This is a genomic window from Georgenia sp. SUBG003 (assembly GCF_000715355.2).
Taxonomy (GTDB): domain Bacteria; phylum Actinomycetota; class Actinomycetes; order Actinomycetales; family Actinomycetaceae; genus Georgenia.
Genome location: NZ_CP180204.1, coordinates 1,518,368 through 1,533,350 on the forward strand (window position 1 = coordinate 1,518,368; position 14,983 = coordinate 1,533,350).

The 14,983-nt window shown below is 71.5% G+C and carries 10 protein-coding genes and 5 pseudogenes; 13 read left to right on the top strand and 2 right to left on the bottom strand.

Going from position 1 to position 14,983, the window contains the following annotated elements; translation table 11 throughout:
* Window positions 1-195: 195 nt before the first annotated feature.
* From araB to DA06_RS07500, 7 genes and pseudogenes are all read left to right on the top strand, one after another.
* Window positions 196-1,915: pseudogene (araB, locus tag DA06_RS07470) on the top strand (ribulokinase).
* A complete protein-coding gene (locus DA06_RS07475; protein ID WP_043498758.1) occupies window positions 1,912-2,628 on the top strand; it encodes an L-ribulose-5-phosphate 4-epimerase in 717 nt (238 codons plus the stop codon). The pseudogene araB and the gene DA06_RS07475 overlap by 4 nt, the downstream one beginning before the upstream one ends.
* Window positions 2,628-4,135, top strand: a pseudogene (gene araA, locus DA06_RS07480) (L-arabinose isomerase). The gene DA06_RS07475 and the pseudogene araA overlap by 1 nt, the downstream one beginning before the upstream one ends.
* 127 nt (window positions 4,136-4,262) lie before the next feature.
* Window positions 4,263-5,420 (top strand): multiple monosaccharide ABC transporter substrate-binding protein, encoded by a 1,158-nt coding sequence (gene chvE / locus DA06_RS07485; RefSeq protein WP_043498760.1) that lies wholly within the window; start codon window positions 4,263-4,265, stop codon window positions 5,418-5,420.
* Window positions 5,421-5,494: 74 nt separating this feature from the next.
* On the top strand, window positions 5,495-7,024 hold the full coding sequence (gene mmsA / locus DA06_RS07490; RefSeq protein WP_043498762.1) for a multiple monosaccharide ABC transporter ATP-binding protein: 1,530 nt from the start codon (window positions 5,495-5,497) through the stop codon (window positions 7,022-7,024).
* Window positions 7,025-7,029: 5 nt separating this feature from the next.
* A pseudogene (gene mmsB / locus DA06_RS07495) lies at window positions 7,030-8,210 on the top strand (multiple monosaccharide ABC transporter permease).
* Between the two features lie 189 nt (window positions 8,211-8,399).
* Window positions 8,400-9,586, top strand: a pseudogene (locus DA06_RS07500) (acyl-CoA dehydrogenase family protein).
* A gap of 24 nt (window positions 9,587-9,610) precedes the next feature.
* Here the strand turns inward: DA06_RS07500 and DA06_RS07505 are convergent.
* Complete coding sequence (locus DA06_RS07505) at window positions 9,611-9,853, bottom strand: hypothetical protein (protein ID WP_418607292.1); 243 nt, start codon at window positions 9,851-9,853, stop codon at window positions 9,611-9,613.
* A gap of 14 nt (window positions 9,854-9,867) precedes the next feature.
* Here DA06_RS07505 and DA06_RS07510 point away from each other — a divergent pair.
* The 6 genes and pseudogenes from DA06_RS07510 to DA06_RS07535 all read left to right on the top strand — a co-directional run.
* A pseudogene (locus DA06_RS07510) lies at window positions 9,868-10,589 on the top strand (PEP-utilizing enzyme); the annotation flags it as partial.
* Between the two features lie 9 nt (window positions 10,590-10,598).
* Window positions 10,599-10,898 carry a YciI family protein gene (locus DA06_RS07515; RefSeq protein ID WP_043498775.1) on the top strand — a complete coding sequence of 100 codons (300 nt, stop codon included), beginning with the start codon at window positions 10,599-10,601 and terminating at the stop codon, window positions 10,896-10,898.
* 416 nt (window positions 10,899-11,314) lie between these two features.
* Window positions 11,315-11,539 carry a hypothetical protein gene (locus DA06_RS07520; RefSeq protein WP_043498777.1) on the top strand — a complete coding sequence of 75 codons (225 nt, stop codon included), beginning with the start codon at window positions 11,315-11,317 and terminating at the stop codon, window positions 11,537-11,539.
* A gap of 318 nt (window positions 11,540-11,857) precedes the next feature.
* On the top strand, window positions 11,858-12,577 hold the full coding sequence (locus tag DA06_RS07525) for a GIN domain-containing protein (protein WP_052436488.1): 720 nt from the start codon (window positions 11,858-11,860) through the stop codon (window positions 12,575-12,577).
* 317 nt (window positions 12,578-12,894) lie between these two features.
* Window positions 12,895-13,188 (top strand): hypothetical protein, encoded by a 294-nt coding sequence (locus tag DA06_RS07530; RefSeq protein ID WP_043498782.1) that lies wholly within the window; start codon window positions 12,895-12,897, stop codon window positions 13,186-13,188.
* Window positions 13,188-14,567 (top strand): putative T7SS-secreted protein, encoded by a 1,380-nt coding sequence (locus DA06_RS07535; RefSeq protein WP_043498784.1) that lies wholly within the window; start codon window positions 13,188-13,190, stop codon window positions 14,565-14,567. The genes DA06_RS07530 and DA06_RS07535 overlap by 1 nt, the downstream gene beginning before the upstream one ends.
* Here the strand turns inward: DA06_RS07535 and DA06_RS07540 are convergent.
* Window positions 14,528-14,863, bottom strand: coding sequence for a hypothetical protein (locus tag DA06_RS07540; RefSeq protein WP_043498786.1), 336 nt, complete (start codon window positions 14,861-14,863; stop codon window positions 14,528-14,530). The genes DA06_RS07535 and DA06_RS07540 overlap by 40 nt on opposite strands.
* Between the last annotated feature and the right edge of the window lie 120 nt (window positions 14,864-14,983).

Consider the following 14,983-nt stretch of genomic DNA (forward strand, 5'->3'; position numbering starts at 1 on the left):
AGGGTGTCCAGCCTGTCCGGCGATGTCCGTTATGCCGCTGTCCGGTCAGGCCCGATCGAAACCGAACAGTTACCGAAGTTGAGCCTGCCTTGACAGGCGGGGATGTTATCGTTCACTCTCGGATGTGAACGATAACACTGCGAGATCGGCATGATCCCGCGCAGTACCGACCAGCACGGCAAGGGAGCCTGACCAATGAAGGATGGAGCGGTCGTCGTCGGCGTGGACTACGGCACGTTGTCGGGCCGGGCGGTGGTGGTCCGGGTCGCCGACGGTGCGGAGCTCGGTTCGGCGGTGTGCGAGTACCGGCACGGGGTGATGGACCGGGTGCTGAGCGCGCACGCGGACGAGGTGCTGCCGCCCGAGTGGGCGTTGCAGGTGCCGGCGGACTACGTCGAGGTGCTGAAGGTCGCCGTTCCGGGGGCGCTCGCGGCCGCGGGGGTGGACCCGGGTGACGTCGTGGGTGTCGGGACGGACTTCACCGCGTGCACGATGGTGCCGGTGCGGGCGGACGGCACCCCGTTGTGCGAGCTGGAGGAGTTCGCGGGGCGCCCGCACGCGTACGTGAAGCTGTGGAAGCACCACGCGGCGCAGGGCCAGGCGGACCGGATCAACGAGCTCGCCCACGCGCGCGGGGGAGGCCTGGATCGGCCGGTACGGAGGGTTCATCTCCAGCGAGTGGGAGTTCGCCAAGGGGCTCCAGCTGCTGGAGGAGGACCCGGAGGTCTACGCGGCGATGGACCACTGGGTCGAGGCCGCGGACTGGATCGTGTGGCAGCTGACCGGTGAGTACGTGCGCAACGCGTGCACGGCCGGGTACAAGGGCATCTACCAGGACGGGGCGTACCCGTCGGAGGAGTTCCTCGCGGCGCTCAACCCGGCGTTCGGCTCGTTCGTGGCCGAGAAGGTCGACCACCGGATCGGGCAGCTCGGGCACGCGGCGGGCCGGCTGAGCGAGGAGGCGGCGGGGTGGACCGGGCTGCCGGCGGGCATCGCGGTAGCCGTCGGCAACGTCGACGCCCACGTCACCGCCCCGGCGGCGAACGCGGTCGAGCCGGGTCAGATGGTCGCGATCATGGGGACCTCGACGTGCCACGTGATGAACGGCGACCGGCTGGCCGAGGTGCCGGGCATGTGCGGGGTGGTCAAGGGCGGCATCGTCGAGGGCGTGTGGGGCTACGAGGCCGGGCAGTCCGGTGTCGGAGACATCTTCGCCTGGTTCGTGGACAACGCTGTCCCGGCCGCCTACGCCGAGGAGGCGCGGGCGCGCGGGATCAGCGTGCACGAGCTGCTGACCGAGAAGGCGGCGGCCCTGCCGGTGGGCGGGTCCGGGCTGGTGGCGCTGGACTGGCACTCGGGCAACCGCTCGGTGCTGGTGGACCACGAGCTGTCCGGCCTGGTGCTGGGGCTGACCCTGACGACCCGCCCGGAGGAGGTCTACCGGGCGCTGCTGGAGGCGACCGCGTTCGGTACCCGGACCATCGTGGAGGCGTTCGAGGCCGCCGGGGTGCCGGTCACCGAGCTGGTCGTGGCCGGCGGGCTGCTGAAGAACCGGTTCCTGATGCAGATGTACGCCGACGTGACCCGGCTGCCGCTGTCGACGATCACCTCCGGGCAGGGCCCGGCGCTGGGGTCGGCGATCCACGCGGCGGTCGCGGCCGGCGCCTACCCGGACGTGCGCACGGCGGCGCGGGCGATGGGGCGGCGCACCGTCGCGGCCTACACCCCGGACGAGGACGCGGCCCTGGCGTACGACGCCCTGTACGCGGAGTACACCGCCCTGCACGACTACTTCGGCCGGGGCGCCAACGACGTCATGCGCCGGCTCAAGCGCATCCGACGCCATGCCCTGGCCCAGGTGCCGGCGGACCGGGACGGCTCGGGCGTCGCGGCGCAGCTGGGAGGTGTCCGATGACGACGGCGCTGGCGGGGCTGCCCCGTGACGTCCAGGAGGCGGTCGCCGCGACACGCGCGCGGGTCGCGGCGCTGCACGCGGAGCTGCCCCGCAACGAACTCGTGGTGTGGACGGCGGGTAACGTCTCCGAGCGGGTCGCGGGTGCGGACCTGTTCGTGATCAAGCCCTCGGGGGTCTCCTACGACGACCTGACGCCGGAGGTGATGGTGGTCTGCGACCTGGACGGGATCAAGATCGAGGACGGCACGCCGGCGAGCCTGCAGCCCTCCTCCGACACCGCGGCGCACGCCTACGTCTACCGGCACATGAGCGAGGTCGGTGGCGTGGTGCACACGCACTCGACCTACGCCACGGCCTGGGCGGCACGCGGGGAGGCGGTGCCGTGCGTGCTGACGATGATGGCTGACGAGTTCGGCGGGCCGATCCCGGTGGGCCCGTTCGCGCTGATCGGGGACGACTCGATCGGCCGGGGCATCGTCGAGACGCTCCGCATGTCGAACTCGCCGGCGGTGCTGATGCAGAACCACGGCCCCTTCACCGTCGGCAAGGACGCCCGGGCGGCGGTCAAGGCGGCGGTGATGTGCGAGGAGGTCGCCCGCACCGTCCACATCGCCCGCCAGCTCGGCGAGCCCATCCCGATCCCGGACGCGCAGGTGGCGAGCCTGTTCGACCGCTACCAGAACGTCTACGGCCAGCATCAGGAGAAGCAGTGATGGACAACCCGTTCGAGCGCAAGGAGATCTGGTTCCTCACCGGTTCTCAGGACCTGTACGGGGAGGAGACGCTGGCCCAGGTGGCCGAGCAGTCCCGGCGGGTGGCCGCGACGCTGGACGCGGCCGGGGAGGTGCCGGTGCGGATCGTGTGGAAGCCGGTGCTGAAGGACCGGGACGCGATCCGGCGCGCGGCGCTGGAGGCCAACGCGGACGAGGCGTGCCTGGGGGTGGTGGTGTGGATGCACACCTTCTCCCCGGCGAAGATGTGGATCCTGGGCCTGGACGCGCTGGCCAAGCCGTTGCTGCACCTGCACACCCAGGCCGACGCCGCCCTGCCGTGGGCGGAGATCGACATGGACTTCATGAACCTGAACCAGGCCGCCCACGGCGACCGGGAGTTCGGGTACATCGCCACCCGGCTGGGCGCGCGCCGCAAGACGGTGGTCGGGCACGCGTCCGACGCGCGGGTGCAGGCGAGGGTGGGCACCTGGGCGCGGGCGGCGGCCGGCTGGGACGCGATGCAGCACCTGCGCCTGGCCCGGTTCGGGGACAACATGCGCAACGTCGCGGTCACCGAGGGCGACAAGACCGAGGCCGAGCTGAGGCTCGGGGTCTCGGTCAACACCTGGGCGGTCAACGACCTCGTGGCCGCGGTCGAGGCCGCCGCCGAGGCCGAGGTCGACGCCCTGGTGGCGGAGTACGACGAGCTCTACGACGTCGCGCCGAGCTGGGCCCGGGCGGGGAGCGGCGGGAGTCGCTGCGCTACGGCGCGCGCATCGAGCTGGGCATGCGGTCCTTCCTCCAGGCGGGCGGGTTCGGGGCGTTCACCACCAACTTCGAGGACCTGGGCGGGCTGCGCCAGCTGCCCGGCCTGGCCGTGCAGCGGCTGATGGCCCAGGGGTACGGCTTCGGCGCCGAGGGCGACTGGAAGACCGCGATCCTGGTCCGGGCGGCGAAGGTGATGGGGTACGGGCTGCCCGGCGGGGCCTCGCTGATGGAGGACTACACCTACGAGCTGACCCCGGGCAGGGAGAAGATCCTCGGCGCGCACATGCTCGAGATCTGCCCGTCGCTGACCACCTCCCGCCCGAGCCTGGAGATCCACCCGCTGGGCATCGGCGGGCGGGAGGACCCGGTGCGCCTGGTCTTCGACACCGACCCGGGCCCGGGCCTGGTGGTGGCGATGTCGGACCTGCGCGAGCGGTTCCGGCTGACCGCGAACACCGTGGAGGTGGTCGGGCCGGACCAGCCGCTGCCGAACCTGCCCGTGGCGCGGGCGGTGTGGGAACCCCACCCGGACCTGGCGACCTCGGCGGAGTGCTGGCTCACCGCCGGCGCCGCGCACCACACCATGCTCACCACCGCGCTCGGTGTCGAGGTCTTCGAGGACCTCGCCGAGATCGCCGGGGTCGAGCTCGCCGTCATCGACCAGCACACCACCACCCGCGGCTTCACCCGCGAGCTGCGCTGGAACGCGGCCTACCACCGACTCGCCCAGGGCATGTGACCCCCGGGCGCGGACTCGAACCCACCCACCCGGGTGGGGGACGACCTCGCCGGTCGATGCCTGCTCGACCTGGCGGAGCCCCCACGGGCTCGACCCCCTGCGCAGGTACCTTCAAGGAGGAAGAAAGATGAGGAACAGCAAGATCGCGGTGCTCGCCACGGGCATGACGCTGACCATGGCCCTTGCCGCGTGCAGCGGCGGGGGTGCGGGCAGCGGCGGCAACGGCTCGGACGGTGAGACCGGGGCTGCGGCCGCCGAGGGCGGTCTCATCGGCGTCTCGATGCCGACGGAGACCTCCGAGCGGTGGATCGCCGACGGCGCCGCCGTCGAGAAGGGCCTCACCGACGCCGGCTACGAGGTGTCGCTGCAGTTCGCCGGCGACGACATCCCCACGCAGTCGCAGCAGATCGACCAGATGATCACGCAGGGCGTCGACCTGCTCGTCATCGCCGCCATCGACGGCACCGCGCTGTCCGGCCAGCTCGACGCGGCCGCGGCCGCCGGCATCCCGGTCATCTCCTACGACCGGCTCATCCGGGACAGCGAGAACGTCGACTTCTACGTCACGTTCGACAACGAGGAGGTCGGCGTCCAGCAGGCCACCTCGCTGCTCGTCGGGCTGGGCATCCTGAACGAGGACGGTTCGGAGGGCGACGCCACCGGCCCGTTCAACGTCGAGCTGTTCGCGGGCTCGCTGGACGACAACAACGCGCACTTCTTCTGGAAGGGCGCGATGGACACGCTCCAGCCCTACATCGACGAGGGCACCCTCGTCGTGAAGTCCGGCCAGACCGACATCGAGCAGGCGGCCACGCTGCGCTGGAGCCAGGAGACGGCGCAGAAGCGCATGGAGGACCTCCTCACCGCCGCCTACAGCGACGGCAGCAAGGTCGACGGCGTCCTCTCGCCGTTCGACGGGATCTCCCGCGGCGTCATCACCGCCCTGCAGAACGCCGGCTACGGCCCCGGCATCGACGCGGGCATGCCGATCATCTCGGGCCAGGACGCCGAGATCGCCTCGGTCAAGCTCATCGCCGACGGCGTCCAGTACTCGACGATCTTCAAGGACACGCGCAAGCTTGCCGACCAGGCCGTCGTCACCGCCGAGGCCTACCTCGCCGGCGAGGAGCCGGAGGCCAACGACACCGAGACGTACGACAACGGCGTCAAGGTCGTCCCGTCCTACCTGCTTGAGTCGGACATCGTCTACGCCGACAACATCCAGCCGCTGCTCGTCGACTCCGGTTACTACACCACCGAGCAGGTCGAGAGCGGCCAGTCCTGAGTCCGACTGATCCGGCCGGTGCGGGCGGCGTCGCCCGCCGCCCGCACCGCCTGAGTCCTTAAGGAGGAGGACACGTGAGCGAACACATCCTCGAGATGCGCTCCATCACCAAGACGTTCCCGGGCGTGAAGGCGCTCCAGGACGTGTCGCTCGAGGTCGTGCGCGGAGAGATCCACGCCATCTGCGGCGAGAACGGGGCGGGCAAGTCCACCCTCATGAAGGTGCTCTCCGGCGTGTACCCCGCCGGCAGCTACGAGGGCCAGATCTACTTCGAGGGCGAGCCGGTCGAGTTCCACTCGATCAACGACTCCGAGGCCAAGGGCATCGTCATCATCCACCAGGAGCTCGCGCTGGTGCCGCACCTCTCGGTGGCCGAGAACATCTTCCTCGGCAACGAGCAGGCGTCGAAGGGGCTCATCGACTGGCACGCGACCAACGCCCGTGCGGGAGAGCTGCTCGACCGCGTCGGTCTCCACGAGAACCCCGTCACGCCCGTCGGGGCGCTGGGCGTGGGCAAGCAGCAGCTGATCGAGATCGCCAAGGCGCTGTCCAAGGACGTCAAGCTCCTGATCCTCGACGAGCCCACGGCGGCCCTCAACGACCAGGACTCCGAGCACCTCCTCGGCCTGCTGCGCCAGCTCCGTGAGCAGGGCATGACCTGCATCATGATCTCGCACAAGCTCAACGAGATCGCCTCCATCGCCGACTCCACCACGATCATCCGAGACGGCCGGACGATCGAGACGCTCGACATGTCCTCGCCCGAGACGACCCAGAACCGGATCATCCGGGGCATGGTCGGCCGCGACCTCGAGAACATGTACCCCGAGCGGGTCGCGAAGCCGGGCGGCGAGGTCTTCCGGATCGAGGACTGGACGGTCATGCACCCCACGCAGGCCGGCCGGGTCGTCGTCGACGGCGCGGACCTGAACGTCCGGGCGGGCGAGATCGTCGGCATCGCCGGCCTCATGGGTGCGGGCCGCACCGAGCTGGCCATGAGCGTCTTCGGCCACAGCTACGGCCGCGACATCTCGGGCAAGCTCTACATGCACGGCAAGGAGGTCAGGGCGCGGACCGTCGCGGAGGCGATCGGGCACGGCATGGCCTACGCCACGGAGGACAGGAAGCGCTACGGCCTCAACCTGATCGAGGACATCAAGCGCAACGTCTCCGCCTCCTCCCTCGGAAAGCTCGCGACCCGCGGCTGGGTCAACGCCAACGAGGAGATCGCGGTGGCCGAGCGCTACCGCAACGACCTGAACATCAAGGCGCCGTCCGTCATGTCCGTCGTCGGGAAGCTCTCCGGCGGCAACCAGCAGAAGGTCGTGCTGAGCAAGTGGCTCTACACGGAGCCGGACCTGCTGATCCTCGACGAGCCCACCCGGGGCATCGACGTCGGCGCGAAGTACGAGATCTACACGATCATCAACCGCCTGGCCGACGCCGGCAAGGCGGTGCTGGTGATCTCCTCGGAGCTTCCGGAGCTGCTGGGGATCTGCGACCGCATCTACGCACTGTCGGCCGGTCGTGTCACCGGCGTTCTGGACACCGAGCACGCCACCCAGGAGCGCCTCATGGAACTCATGACGAAGGAGAAGGACTAGGTCCCATGACCGGAACATCGAGCCTCAAGGACCTCGTGACGAGGAACCTGCGGCAGAGCGGCATCTACATCGCGTTCGTCTTCATCATCGCGCTCTTCACGGTGCTCACGAACGGTGTGCTGCTCAGCCCCGGCAACATCACGAACATCGTCCTGCAGTACTCCTACATCCTGATCCTGGCGATCGGCATGGTGATCGTCATCATCGGCGGGCACATCGACCTCTCGGTCGGCTCCGTCGTGGCGCTCACCGGCGCGATCTCCGCAGTCCTCGTCATCCAGCAGGGCATGCCGTGGTGGGTGGGCGTGGTCGCCGCCCTGGCCACGGGCCTCCTCGTCGGCGCGTGGCAGGGCTTCTGGGTGGCGTACGTCGGGATCCGGCGTTCATCGTCACGCTCGCCGGCATGCTGATCTTCCGCGGTCTGACCCTGCAGGTGCTGGGCAACGTCTCCCTCTCGCCGTTCCCGCGCGAGTACCAGCAGATCGCCAGCGGCTTCCTCAACGGCCTGCTCGGCGGTCAGGGCTTCGACGTCTTCACCCTCGTCATCGCGGCGATCGGGGTGGCCGGGTACGCCTTCAACGCCTACCGCACGCGGCGCCGCCAGATCGAGTACAAGCAGCCCGTGGAGTCCATGCCGCTCTTCGTGCTCAAGCTGGTCCTGGTGGCGGCGGTCGTCATGGCCTTCGCCTACCAGCTCTCCCGGAGCCGCGGGCTGCCGATCGTCCTCCTCCTCCTGGCGCTGCTGATCCTCGCCTACGGCGCGGTGACGAAGCGCAGCATCTTCGGGCGGCACGTCTACGCCATCGGCGGCAACCTCGCTGCGGCGCAGCTCTCGGGCGTGAAGGTCAAGAAGGTGAACTTCTGGATCTTCGTCAACATGGGCTTCCTGGCCTCCGTCGCCGGCGTCGTGTACTCGTCGCGCTCGAACGGCGCACAGCCCGCCGCGGGCAACATGTTCGAGCTGGACGCGATCGCCGCGGCCTTCATCGGTGGGGCGGCCGTCACCGGCGGCATCGGCACCGTCGTCGGCGCGATGGTCGGTGGTCTCATCATGGCCGTCATGAGCAACGGCATGCAGCTCATGGGCATCGACCAGTCGGTCCAGGCCGTCGTCCGCGGCCTCGTCCTCCTGCTCGCCGTCGCGTTCGACGTGTACAACAAGCGCCGGGCCGCCGGCCTTCGCTGACGCTGACGCTGACGTCCGGACGGGGCGGCACCGGTTTCCGGTGCCGCCCCGTCGCGGTCGGGCACGGCTTCCGGTGCCGTCCCGTCGCGGTCGGGCACGGCTTCCGGTGCCGTCCCGTCGCGGTCGCGAGACCGTCCCTTCTCCGCCCGGGGCATAGGCTCGACAGCACCCCCACGGAAAGGACGGACCATGACCGACGGCCGCCAGATCCTCACCGAGGACCTCCTCCGGCGCATCCACGACCGCGCCGCGCGCTACGACGCCGAGAACGTCTTCCCCCCACGAGGACCTCGAGGACCTGAGGGCAGCGGGCTACCTGACCGCGATGGTGCCGGAGGAGCTGGGCGGTGCCGGCCTGACGCTGGAGGAGATGACCCGGGAGCAGATGCGGCTCGCCGCCGCCGCGCCCGCGACGGCGCTCGGCGTCAACATGCACCTCGTCTGGCTCGGCGTCGCCCGAACGGTGCACGCCGCCGGCGACGACTCCTGCGACTTCATCTTCCACGACGCCGTCGCCGGCGAGATCTTCGGTTTCGGCGTCTCGGAGGCGGGCAACGACCTCGTGCTGTTCGGGTCCGTCAGCGAGGCCCGGCCCGACGGCGAGGGCGGCTACTCCTTCCACGGCACCAAGATCTTCACCTCCATGGCCCCCGTGTGGACCCGGCTGGGCACGTTCGCCACCGACTCCACCGGCGAGGACGGGCCGCGCAACGTCTGGGGCTTCGTCACCCGCGACGGCGGCGTGGAGACCGTGGGGGAGTGGGACGTCCTCGGCATGCGGGCCTCCCAGTCCTTCGCCACCCGGCTCGACGGCGCCCACGCGCCCGCCGACCGGATCGTCCGGCGCATCCCGCCGGGCCCGACGGCGGACCCCTTCATCTTCGGGATCTTCGCGAACTTCGAGATCCTGCTCGCCTCCGTGTACACGGGCCTGGCGCGCCGCGCGCTCGAGCTCGCCGTCGAGACGGTGCAGAGGCGGAGGTCGCTGAAGAACCAGAACGCGCCGTACTCCAACGACCCGGACATCCGCTGGCGGATCGCCGACGCGGCCATGCAGCTCGACGGCGTCTACCCCCCAGATCGCCCAGATCGCCCGGGACGTCGACGAGCAGGTGGACCGCGGCGCTCTCTGGATGCCGCAGCTGTCGGCGGTGAAGTCACGGGCCACCGAGGTGGCGCTCGACGTCGTCACCAAGGCCGTGCGCGTCTCCGGCGGCTCGTCCTACTCCAACGGCAAGGAGCTCTCCCGCCTCTACCGCGACGTCGTGGCGGGCCTGTTCCACCCCTCCGACGACGAGTCCGTGCACGGTGCCTGGGCGAACGCCCTCCTCGGGCCGGTCCAGGCATGGCCGCCGCAGGAGGGCAGCGCCGGCTGAGGGTGGGCCGGGCGGGGGCGGCGGTCAGGCGGTGGAGGCCGTCCAGATCCAGCTCGCCGGCTCGCGCACGACCCAGTCGAGTGCGCGTATCGCGCCGCCCGTCGCGGCGGGCGCAGGGTCGACCGGTGCGGCCCGCAGCACGGTGGACGACCAGGGGCCGGCGAGCGTGCGTGTGCGCAGCTGGTCCTCGATCCCCGGCCTCAGCAGGTCGATGAGGGGGATGAAGCCGGTGCCGAGGACGATCTCCCCCACGTCCACGACGTTCACGGTCCCCGACAGGGCGACGCCGAGGGCCCACGCCGCGCGCTCGACGGCGGCACGGGCGGGAGACGGCCGGCCTGCGGGAGCAGCCCAAGTTCGCGTTCGTCGTCGTCCTCGCGGCACTCCGGGCCCAGGTGCGCCGCGTGGGCGAGGAGCTCGCCGCCGCCGGCCGCCTGGACGACCCGAACGACGTGTTCTTCCTCGATCTCGCCGAGGCCCGGGTCGGGCTGCGCGGTGCGGACCTGCACGGGATCGTGTCGGAGCGGCGTTCGACGTACGAGCGCGAGGCCCGACGACGGCACGTGCCGCGAATCCTGCTCTCCGACGGGACGGACCTGGAGGCGGCCGTGGCCGCCGAGGTCGCGGAGTCGCGCCCGGTGCGCCGGTACGGCCGGGGACGCTCGCCGGCGCGCCCGCCTCGGCGGGAGCGGTGACCGCCAGGGCGCGCGTGGTCCTCGACCCGGCCAGCGCCCACCTGGAGCCGGGCGAGATCCTCGTCGCGCCGTCGACCGACCCCGGATGGACGCCGCTCTTCCTGACGGCGGGCGGGCTCGTGATGGAGATGGGCGGCGCGATGTCGCACGGCGCCGTCGTCGCTCGCGAGTACGGCCTGCCGGCGGTAGTCGGGGTCCCGGAGGCCACCAGCCGGATCCGGACGGGTGAGACGATCACTGTCGACGGCGCGGCGGGTACGGTCACGACCGTCCCCGATCCGCAAGATCGGCCGGACGCCCCGGGCTAGCGTGAGCCCATGGGCGAGTGGATCTACTTCATCCATCCCCCGCGCGAGCACTTCGCCGAGACGATGACGGAGGAGGAGCAGCGGGTGTGGGGCGAGCACGCGGTCCTGCTCGAGCGGCGGCTCACCGACGGCAGTCTCGTCCTCGCCGGCCCGACGCTGGGCGCGATCAACACCGGCGTCTGCATCTTCACCGCACCGGACGAGGAGACGGCGCGGCGCTACATGGCGGAGGACCCCACCATCTCGAGCGGCCTGGCCCGCGGCGAGCTCCGCCCGTTCCACGCGGCGTTCGTGCGCGGGGCCGACTGAGCGCTGCTGCCCGTTGCTGCCCGGCCGCCGACTGACGCGCAGCACCGGCCCCGCCCCGCCCCTGACGGTTCCTGCCCACACCGGTCTCGCCGTCCGGCCCCAGAGCTCCCCGCCCGGACCGGCCGCTCACGTCGTCCGGACCGGCCGTGCCGCGCCGGCCGGTGCCGTGCCAGCACGGCACCACGCCGGCCCGGCGCCGTCCCGACCTCCGGCGACACCGAGGTTGTAACCACTTAGCCCTTGCATGCCAGTTACGTTCCATGTAACCTGAGCCACACGCTGCACCCGTTACATGAAGGCAGGGTCTCCTGCCTGGTCCCGGCGACCGAGCCGTCGCCGCTCCAAGGCGCCGCGCGCGGTGCCGACCGACCGGCGGCACCGCACGGCCGGACAGCAGGACGACCAAGGACACGATCGTGAACCCCTACGTCGGTGACCCGAACGAGATGCTCGGACGGATCCGGCACGAGGACCTCCTCGCCCGGGCGGAGCAGGCGCGGCGGCTGCGCGAGCTACGTCACCGGGACTTGCCGACCAGGCGCCGGCCCGCCGTGCGGCTGCTTCAGCGCGTCCGCAGCCTGGCGGCCCGTCCGAGCCACGAACGCCGTCACGCCGCACGGCTCGCCCGCCGAGCAGGCTGACGCACCAGGGCCGGCTCGCCCGCCGACCCGCGGACGCACCAGGGCCGGCTCGCCCGCCGACCCGCTGCCGCACTGGAGCGGCGCGCCCCCCGACGCAGGCTGACACGCCCGGGCTGAGGCGTCCGGGCTGAGGCGTCCGGGCCGGTGCCGGCGGCGCGCTCCCCCCGAGAGCTCACCCGAGTCGCCTCAGGGAAATCTCAGGGCTCGATCAGGTGCATCTCCCATACCGCCGCGCCCTGCGCGTCGGAAGGATGAGGTGCACCGCCGCGAGCCCGGCGCCCGGACGAACCCCACGCAAGAGAACGAGAGCCCAGAGTCATGCTGATCAGACACCTCCCCGTCGCGCTCGGCCTCCTCTCCGCCGTCGGGCTGCTGCTCGGAGGTTGCGCGGTGGCCGGCCCGACCGGATCGGTGAGCACGGTGGACGGCGAGGTCGACGGCTCCGTGCGGGGCGTCCGCCTCGACGGCACAGGCGACCTCCACGTCAGCACCGGCGAGACGGCGTCGCTGACGGTCACGGCGCACGAGAGCACGCACGACGAGCTGACCTCCGAGGTGCACGACGGCGTGCTCATCCTCGGCGTCCGCCCGGGCGTGCGCCTGCGCAGCCTCGGTGAGATCACCTACGAGCTCGTCCTGCCGGAGGTCGAGGGCGTCACCGTCCGGGGCACCGGCGACGTCGCGGCCGAGCTCTCGCCCACCGACTCACTGGCCGTCGAGGTGGAGGGCACCGGGGACGTGCAGGCGCAGGGCGTCGACGTCGACAACCTGCTCGTGGACATCGAGGGCACCGGCTCGGTCGAGCTGAGCGGCACGGCCCGCTCCCAGTCGGTGCAGATCGACGGAACGGGCAGCTACGAGGGCAGCGGGCTCACGTCGGAGAACGCCGTCGTGACGCTCAGCGGGACCGGTAACGCAGACGTGGAGGTCACCGGCGAGCTCTCGGCGACCGCGGACGGGACCGGCTCCATCACCTACGGCGGCGGCGCCCGGGTCAGCTCCAGCACGGAAGGGCTCGGCTCGGTCCGCGAGCGCTGAGGCCCACGGACCCGCAGCCACGCACCCTCTGACCTTCGACGGCCCGCGGCCACGCACCCTCTGACCTTCGACGGCCCGCGGCCACGCACCCTCTGACCTTCGACGGCCCGCGACCACGTCCCCCTGACCTTCGCCGGCACCGGATCCCACACGGTTGAGCGTCGCGCTACGAGGTGGACCTGGCTCGGAGGCGCCGGTTCGGCACGCCGATGGGGAGAAGTCCCCGTGCGCCGGACTGGCCCGCGGATTCCGGTTTACGGAACAGTGTCCCCAGAACCGGAGCCGCGCTGTGCGGCGCCACGATCGACGGAGGAGCCATGTCGGGGGACCTGACGCTCAGCACCGACCTCCTGCTCACGACCGCCGACTCGCTCGCCGCGGTCCGCGAGGAGTTCTCGACCGGCACGATGGGCAGCAGCGCGGGCCTGAGCGAGGCCGTCGGCCACGACGGGCTGTACGGCAGGCTCGACTCGTTCCAGTCGAGCTGGGAGATCCACCGCGGCCGCATGGTCGAGAACCTCGACGTGCTGGGCCGCACGATGGTCACCGTCGCCGAGGCGTTCGCCGAGCTGGACACACAGCTGGCCGACGGTCTGGGCGGTGGTGCGTGATGGGCACCCCGCGTCCCACCGGCTGGGAGGTCACCCGGGAGTTCTGGAGCGACCCCGTGCCCGGCGACCCCGCGGAGCTGCGCACGCACGCCGGCGGCTACCGGACCGTCGCCGAGCACATCTCGACCGCCGCCCAGGGGCTGCGCGACCTGAGCGACCTGGACATGAAGTCCAAGGCCGTCGAGAAGTTCCGGCAGCGGGCCGCGGAGGTCGCCGCGGAGATCGAGAAGGCGGAGCCGCTCTACTCCGGCGCCGCGCAGGCCGTCGAGAACTACGCCACGGGCCTCGACGCGGCCCAGGACAAGGCTGACCTGGCGCTGAGCGCCGTCGCCGACGTCGCGGGACAGCTCGAGTCGGCCCGGATCGCCGAGAGCGACGCCGCGCACGCCGCCAGCAGCCACCGCCTGCGCGAGACGATGGGGATGGAGCCGCTTCCCGGGGCGCCCATGGACCCGGTCGCGGACCTCGCCGTCGCCCGCGCCCGGGTCGACGCCCTGCAGGCTGACTTCGACGCGGCCGTCCAGCGAATCCGTGACGCGGTGGCGGACCGGGACGAGGCCGCGTCCGCGGCCATCGCCGCCGTCGGCGACCTCGCCGACTCGAACACCCTGAAGGACAGCTTCTGGGACAAGGCGGGCGACTTCCTCGGCGACGTGGTCGACTTCCTCGACAAGGCGCTCAAGGTGATCTCGGACATCCTCGACAAGTTCGAGATCCTGCTCCTGGTCGCCTCGATCGTCCTCCTGTTCGTCCCGGGCGGCGGACTGCTCGTGATGGCGCTGCGGGTGCTGAGCGCGCTGGCCAAGATCCAGAAGGTCGTCAAGATCGCGCGGACGTCGGTCGACGTCATCCAGGTGGTGCGGGGCAAGAAGTCCGCGATCGAGTTCCTCACCGGCCTCGGCAAGGGCCAGGTGGAGAAGCTGGCGGGCAAGGGCGTCGAGAAGCTCGCCGGGAACGTCATGGGGCGCGTGCTCAGCCGCACCGGCGAGGGCACCCTGTTCGCCGCCTCCAACCTCGTGCCCCTCCGCGCCGAGATCGACGCCGTGCCCGCCACCTTCGCCTCCGGCAACGGCAACTACGTGCGCATCTCGATGCTCAACGACTCTTTCCGCGGCGCCTACAGCAACGGCGAGCTCGCCGGCCTCGCGACCAGGGCGGCGCTGATCGAGGGTGGCGCGCACGCCGCCAAGGAGTTCGCCGTCAAGCCCACCTTCGACGCGGGCAGCGACTGGGTGAACGACCAGCTCACGCAGCAGAGCCTGACGAACGGCGGCAACCCCTACCTCTTCGACTGGAACGACCCGCTCGGCGAGCCCCAGCCCTTCTCCGACTACCGTGGTCAGATGGACGAGGCGCTGGTCGGCGGGGGCACCCGGTGAGCCGTCTCTACTCGGTGACCGTGCCGCCGGGCTGGGTCCGGCTCGAGATCGACGGCGAGGACGGCGACGCCCAGGTCGGGCGGGCGGTCGAGCACCTCACCGCGTCGGTGCCCCGCGACAGCGCACCCGTGGTGCGGCGACGGATCGAGAACCAGCTGCACGGCCTCGTCGCCGACGCCCGTGCCCGCGGCGCCCTCGACCTCCTGGTCCCCGTCGAGCGGATCGACGGGCTCACGCTCCCGGCGTCGGTGATGGGCGCCGTCGTCAAGGTCCCCGAGGCCGGCGGCGCCTCCCACGAGGACGTCCTCGTCGCTATGGTCGCCCGCGGGGTGGGCGAGCCCGTCGCGGTCGGCGACGCCGTGGCGGTCCGGTCCCTCACGCGCCGGGACGTCACCGCCCAGCTCGAGGCGGAGGCC